A 6,184-nucleotide genomic window follows, 5' to 3' on the forward strand; every position below is an offset into this window, starting at 1 on the left:
CAGTCAACTATAAACCAAAAACTGTATTTTTTTTAATGGTCGCTAATCAACTCCAATTCTGTTCGAAAAGCGAGCATTTTGTCTCCAAACAATCGCAATCCTTCCTCACGAAGTCTTGGCGCATCTTCTTCATAATATTTTTGTAGCGTTTCTTTACTATCTGTAGTATATTGAATAGAATAGGTTGTTCCTCCCATTTCTTCTTCTATCAAAACTTTTACCATTCGTGCCGAAGTAAATTTTCCTGTAGCAAGCACGTCTTTAATATGCTTTTCTTGCATCCACTGCATCCATTGATCATGAATAGTTTGATGAATATTGGTAGTGACGTTGTAGAGTATCATTTTGCTGAATTTGAAAATTTAGAAATTAGAGATTTGTGTCTCCTCGAATTTTTCGGTATTTATTTCGTGAATCTACATAATAAATGCTGTCTTCATGTTTGAAAATCATTTCTTCATAAAGCGGTTTTGCTTTTTCGGTATCGTTTAATTGCGTGTTATAAATTTCGGCTGAAAAATAAAGAGCTTCGTCAATATAAATGCTTTCTTTTTGCTGGGTAATTATGGCATTATAGTTTGCTAATGCATTTGTAAAATCGCCCATTTTTTCATAAATCTTGCCTATACGCAATAAGGTTACCGCTTCGATAGCATCACCTTTGTTGTCTTTTAAAATGGCTTGAAATTGTGACAATGCTTCTTGCTTTTTGTTTTGAAATAAAAGAAAATCCGCATGCGCAAATTTTTTCAATGCCACTTGCAAAGAATCCCCAACGGTGTTGTCGCTTATCAATAAAAATAAATCCAAAGCATCATTGGCTATCAATTGCGATGAAGCCGATTTCAATACTTTTAATTGATGTGAAGCCCATTCAAAATCGGTTTTGTAATAACTTGTTTTGGCTGTTTTAAGACTCGCTTCCTGACCGATTACATCACCGCTCATGTCCTCATTAATTTGCGAATAATAAATTAAGGCTTGATTAAATTTTTCTTCAAATAATAATATATCGGCTAGTTGCATTTTTACCTCGGCCAATTGATAATTATTCAAAGGCATTTCCATAGCATTTTTTAAAATGTCTTTGGCTTTTTCAGGATTTTTTAAATGAAAAGCTTCAAAATTGGCTTGCAATTTTAATAGCGAAAGTGTATAAGGACTCTCCCCGAATTCTTTTATCAAACCATTTATTTCTGTTTTGATTACGGGGTAATCTTTTTCAAGAGCATGATTAATTTTCATGTCTAAAAGATACGAATGTGCTCTAATTAACAGCTCCAAATCTTTAGTGTTATCTAAAACAAAAGTCAAAATATCTTCAGCGGAAACTTGATCATTGTCTTCAATTGCCATTTGTCCTAAATTCACAATATTGGCAAATGATTCGGGATTTCTTTTATAAATAGCTTTTTGTTGAATAAAGGCTTTGCCATATTCTTTTTGCTGAACAAAAAGCCAGCTCAAAAAATCATTCCAAAAAATATCTTGGGTTTTTTGTGCTCTTACAAGCAGTGCTTTTTTTAGAGATTCATTAAAATTTACATCTACATACTCGGTCATAAACCGCGACAATTGATTTTGAACAATTGGAAGGTTTTGCGGGTTTTTATAAGCTTCGTCCAAAAAGGTATCTATCATCAAATCTTTATTGCCTTGTTGACCATACAAAACGGCCATTTGAAAATTGAAATTCATTTTAGGCTCAATTCCAATTGCGGTTTTATATGCTAGTAAGGCATAATCAACCAAAGATTTTTTTTCAAAAACATAGGCAATTCCGTATACTTCATTAGCGTTTTTCTTGATTTTATCAATTGCTTGATTATAGTACTTATTTGCTTTATCTTGGTTTTTTTGAAGTTGATAATTATATCCAAGTTCTACCAAATTAGTACCTTGTTTGTACTTGTCTAATCTATCTTCTAATGCTTTTTGAGCTTTATCTAATTGCTGTAGCTGCTGATAGCATTCGATTACTCTTTGAAAATAATTAGAATTCCCTTCTTGTGATTTTAGCAAGTCTTCATAGCTTGTCAAAGCTTTTTCAAATTCGCCTCGGTCAAAATAATTATTTGCCAACTGCTCATTTTGAGCACTTAATAAAAAACTCAACAATAAGAATGAAAGTCTAAAAAAATTTTTCATGATTTTTATAAAAAACAATGCACTAAAGTACCCCTTTTTGTGTCCAATTAGTGCAATGTTTAAAAAAGATTAACTTTTTAGTTGATGATATCAAATCCTGTGTACTTTCGCAACACTTCAGGAATTAAGATGCCTTCTGGTGTTTGATAGTTTTCTAAAATGCCAGCTAAAACTCTTGGTAATGCTAATGAACTTCCGTTTAAAGTGTGTGCCAAATGCATTTTGCCGTCTTTACCTTTATAACGCAATTTTAAACGATTGGACTGAAAAGTTTCAAAATTAGAAACAGATGATATTTCTAACCATCTGTCTTGAGCTATTGAAAATACTTCAAAATCATAAGTCAATGCTGACGCAAAACTCATGTCGCCACCACAAAGCCTTAAAATACGAAAAGGTAATTTTAATTCGCGCATAATGTTTTTTACATGTTCGACCATGCCGTCAAGCGCTTGGTAAGAGTTGTCAGGATGTTCTATACGAACGATTTCTACTTTATCAAACTGATGTAAACGATTTAAGCCTCGAACGTGTGCGCCATACGATCCTGCTTCGCGACGGAAACAAGGTGTGTAACCTGTGCATAAAATTGGCAATTCGCTTTCCTGTAAAATCACATCACGAAAAATATTGGTCACCGGAACTTCAGCCGTTGGTATCAAATATAAATCATCAATCCCCACGTGATACATTTGTCCTTCTTTATCGGGCAATTGTCCTGTTCCATATGCCGAGGCTTCATTGACCAAATGTGGTACTTGAATTTCCTGATAACCTGCTTCGGTATTTTTATCTAAAAAATAAGAAATTAAAGCGCGCTGTAATTTAGCTCCTTTGCCCTTGTATACAGGAAAACCTGCACCAGTAATTTTGACACCTAATTCAAAATCGATAATGTCATATTTTTTTACTAATTCCCAATGAGGTTGCGATCCTTCGTGCAAAACGGGAATAGCTCCTTCTTCAAAAACATTTACATTTTCTTCGGGTGTTTTCCCTTCAGGAACAATCTCCGCAGGGATATTGGGCAACAAATACATTTTTTGTTGTAATGCTGCTACAAATGATTCTAGTTTTTCTGAAAATTCTTTGCTGCTTTCTTTCAGTTGTACCGATTTTAATTTTAGGATTTCTGCCTTTGCTTTTTCACCATTTTTCATCAAATCGCCAATAGCTGCCGCTAATTTATTGGCTTCAGCCAAAACAGTATCTAGAGCTACTTGAGTATTTCTTCTGCTTTCGTCTAATTGAATTGCCTGCTCAACAATAGTTTTAGAATCGATATGTTTTTTTGACAAAGCCTTGATAACTTTTTCTTTATTTTCTCTGATGTAACTTATTTGTAACATGGCGTTTTGTATATAAGAGCGCAAATTTAATGAAATGTTTGATAAAACCTTTGGGTTACCAAAAAACTTACTTTTTTAAAACAAATTAAAATCAGTGGACTAGAATTATAATTTATAATTTTTTTGGGACAAGCTTACTTCAAGAATTATTATATTCGCAAAAATTATGCAAAATACTATGAAAAACGCCTACACTTTATTTCTTTTTTTTTGTATTTCTTTTGTTTTTGCTCAAAACAATTTTAACAAAACAAATACCATTGCTCAAGCAGAACTGAAATCGGCTTCTGGATTATTAAATTTTCAAGTCAATCCTAACACTGCCAATTATGATATAACCTATCATAAGTTGGAATTTACAATAAATCCTAATGTAAAGTTTATTTCAGGAAAAGTCACTACAACTTACACCGCTTTGTCAAACATGAATACTATAACGTTTGATTTTGCAAATCCGTTGACGGTAAGTTCTGTAAAAAAAGGAAGTGCAAATTTGACTTTTGTAGAAAACACAAATAATGAGTTGATTATTACCTTACCAGCCACACAGGCAGCTGGCACCTCGGCAACTATCGAAATTAATTATTCTGGTGTGCCGCCTAATAATGGTTTTGATTCGTTTGTGCAAACAACCCATAATGGTAGCCCCGTTATTTGGACACTTTCCGAACCATTTGGTGCTCGAGATTGGTGGCCATGCAAACAAGATTTGAATGACAAAATAAACAGCATTGATGTCTACATCACAGCACCATCACAGTACATAAGTGTGTCAAACGGTGTAGAAACTACTGCGCCAGTAATTTCAGGAGCGAATAAAACGACTCATTTTCATCATGGTTATCCGATACCTGCTTATCTAGTAGCTATTGCTTGTACTAACTACAGTGTTTACAATCAAACTGCCGGAACTTCGCCCAATACTTACCCCATTGTAAATTATATTTATCCCGAAAATTTAGCGGCGGTTCAGCCGCAATTAGATCAAACGCCGCTTATTTTGAATTTGTATGAATCGTTGTTTGAAGTGTATCCTTTTCACAATGAAAAATATGGTCATGCGCAGTTTGGTTGGGGTGGCGGAATGGAACATACTACGGTTTCGTTTATGGTAGGTTTTGACCGGCAATTGATTGCGCATGAGATGGCGCATCAATGGTTTGGTGATAAAGTTACTTGCGGAACTTGGAACGACATTTGGTTAAACGAGGGTTTTGCTACTTATTTGGCTACTTTGGTTATAGAAAATTTTGATGGTATTGATGCTTTTGTCACTGAAAAACAAAATATGATCGATTATATTACCTCTACTCCCAATGGAAATGTTTATTTGACGGATGCGCAAGCTACAAGTGTAGACAGAATTTTCAGTAGTCAATTTAGCTACAATAAAGGAGCAATGGTACTGGAAATGCTTCGGTTTAAACTGGGAGATGCTGCTTTCTTTCAAGGGTTAAAAAATTATTTGGCAGACCAAAATTTGGCATACAAATATGCGGTAACTCCCAATTTGAAAGCTCATTTAGAAGCCGTTTCTGGACAAAGTTTAACTGAATTTCTTAACAATTGGATTTACAATCAAGGTTATCCAACGTATACCATCACGGCACAAAACTGGGGATTGGGACAAGCTAAATTTGTAATAACTCAAACACAGTCAGATCCTTCGGTTTCTTATTTTAAAATGCCTGTACCCGTTCGGATTTACGGAGCACTTGGGCAACAGGCAGATATTGTATTGAACAATACTTTTAACGGAGAACAAATTATAACAAGTGTTCCTTTTCTGGTTGCAGGTGTAACGTTTGATCCACAACGACACCTTATTGCTGGTGCTTCTTCGACGGTTACGTTGGGGAATCAAGTATTTGATTATGACAAATTAGTTTCGATATACCCTAATCCGAGTTCAGATGTTTTGCACATTCAAATACCAACCACTACAACATTGCAAAAGGTAATTGTTTACAACAATATGGGTCAGAAAGTTATGGAAAATTCTAGTTTAGACTTTTCTACAGCAGCTTTGCCCATAGGTGTTCATTACATTGACATCCAAACTGCGGATGGGATGTATCATAAAAAATTCATAAAAAAATAATCTTAATCAAATAATATGTGTGAGCGTAAGGTGGAAACCTTACTTTTGTGCGTTTAAAAGAAATCGATACAATACAAAATGGAAATTGCAATCAAACTATCTCAATTTTTATTGAGTTTATCAATATTAATAATACTTCACGAATTAGGGCATTTTATTCCTGCCAAATTATTTAAAACACGAGTAGAAAAGTTCTATTTGTTTTTTGACGTCAAATATTCGTTACTAAAAAAGAAAATCGGTGAAACCGAATATGGTATCGGTTGGCTGCCCCTTGGAGGCTATGTAAAAATAGCTGGAATGATTGACGAAAGTATGGATACCGAGCAGTTGGCAAAAGAGCCACAACCTTGGGAATTCCGTTCAAAACCAGCCTGGCAGCGATTAATTATTATGCTGGGTGGTGTTACTGTGAATTTTATTCTGGCATTTATTATTTATATCGGGATGACATTCTTTTATGGCGAACAATATATTGCCAATAGCGAAGTTAAAGACGGTATTTGGATAACAAATCCAGTAGTAGAGAAAGCCGGCTTAAAAACAGGTGATAAATTAGTATCTATTGATGGAGAAAAAGTAGAAC

5 protein-coding genes are annotated in these 6,184 nt (G+C 34.4%); 2 read left to right on the forward strand and 3 right to left on the reverse strand.

The annotated features are described in order from the left end of the window. Positions 1-32: 32 nt before the first annotated feature. The 3 genes from Q0Q96_RS11060 to serS form a co-directional block, all read right to left on the reverse strand. Entirely contained in the window at positions 33-344 is a 312-nt protein-coding gene (locus Q0Q96_RS11060; RefSeq protein ID WP_293875342.1) for a DUF4286 family protein, read from the reverse strand. 25 nt (positions 345-369) lie between these two features. Beyond that, positions 370-2,148, reverse strand: a complete 1,779-nt coding sequence (locus tag Q0Q96_RS11065) for a tetratricopeptide repeat protein (protein WP_293875344.1) — start codon at positions 2,146-2,148, stop codon at positions 370-372. Between the two features lie 77 nt (positions 2,149-2,225). Further along, entirely contained in the window at positions 2,226-3,497 is a 1,272-nt protein-coding gene (gene serS / locus Q0Q96_RS11070) for a serine--tRNA ligase (protein WP_293875346.1), read from the reverse strand. A gap of 178 nt (positions 3,498-3,675) precedes the next feature. Between serS and Q0Q96_RS11075 the strand changes: the two genes are divergently transcribed. Further along, the gene (locus tag Q0Q96_RS11075) at positions 3,676-5,598 is read left to right on the forward strand and encodes a M1 family aminopeptidase (protein ID WP_293875348.1); all 1,923 of its coding nucleotides are present in this window, start codon (positions 3,676-3,678) and stop codon (positions 5,596-5,598) included. A 78-nt stretch (positions 5,599-5,676) separates the two neighbouring features. Further along, the coding region (locus Q0Q96_RS11080) for a site-2 protease family protein (protein ID WP_293875350.1) at positions 5,677-6,184 on the forward strand (508 nt) is incomplete at its 3' end.

This window comes from Flavobacterium sp., assembly GCF_025352015.1.
In the GTDB taxonomy this organism is placed as follows: domain Bacteria; phylum Bacteroidota; class Bacteroidia; order Flavobacteriales; family Flavobacteriaceae; genus Flavobacterium.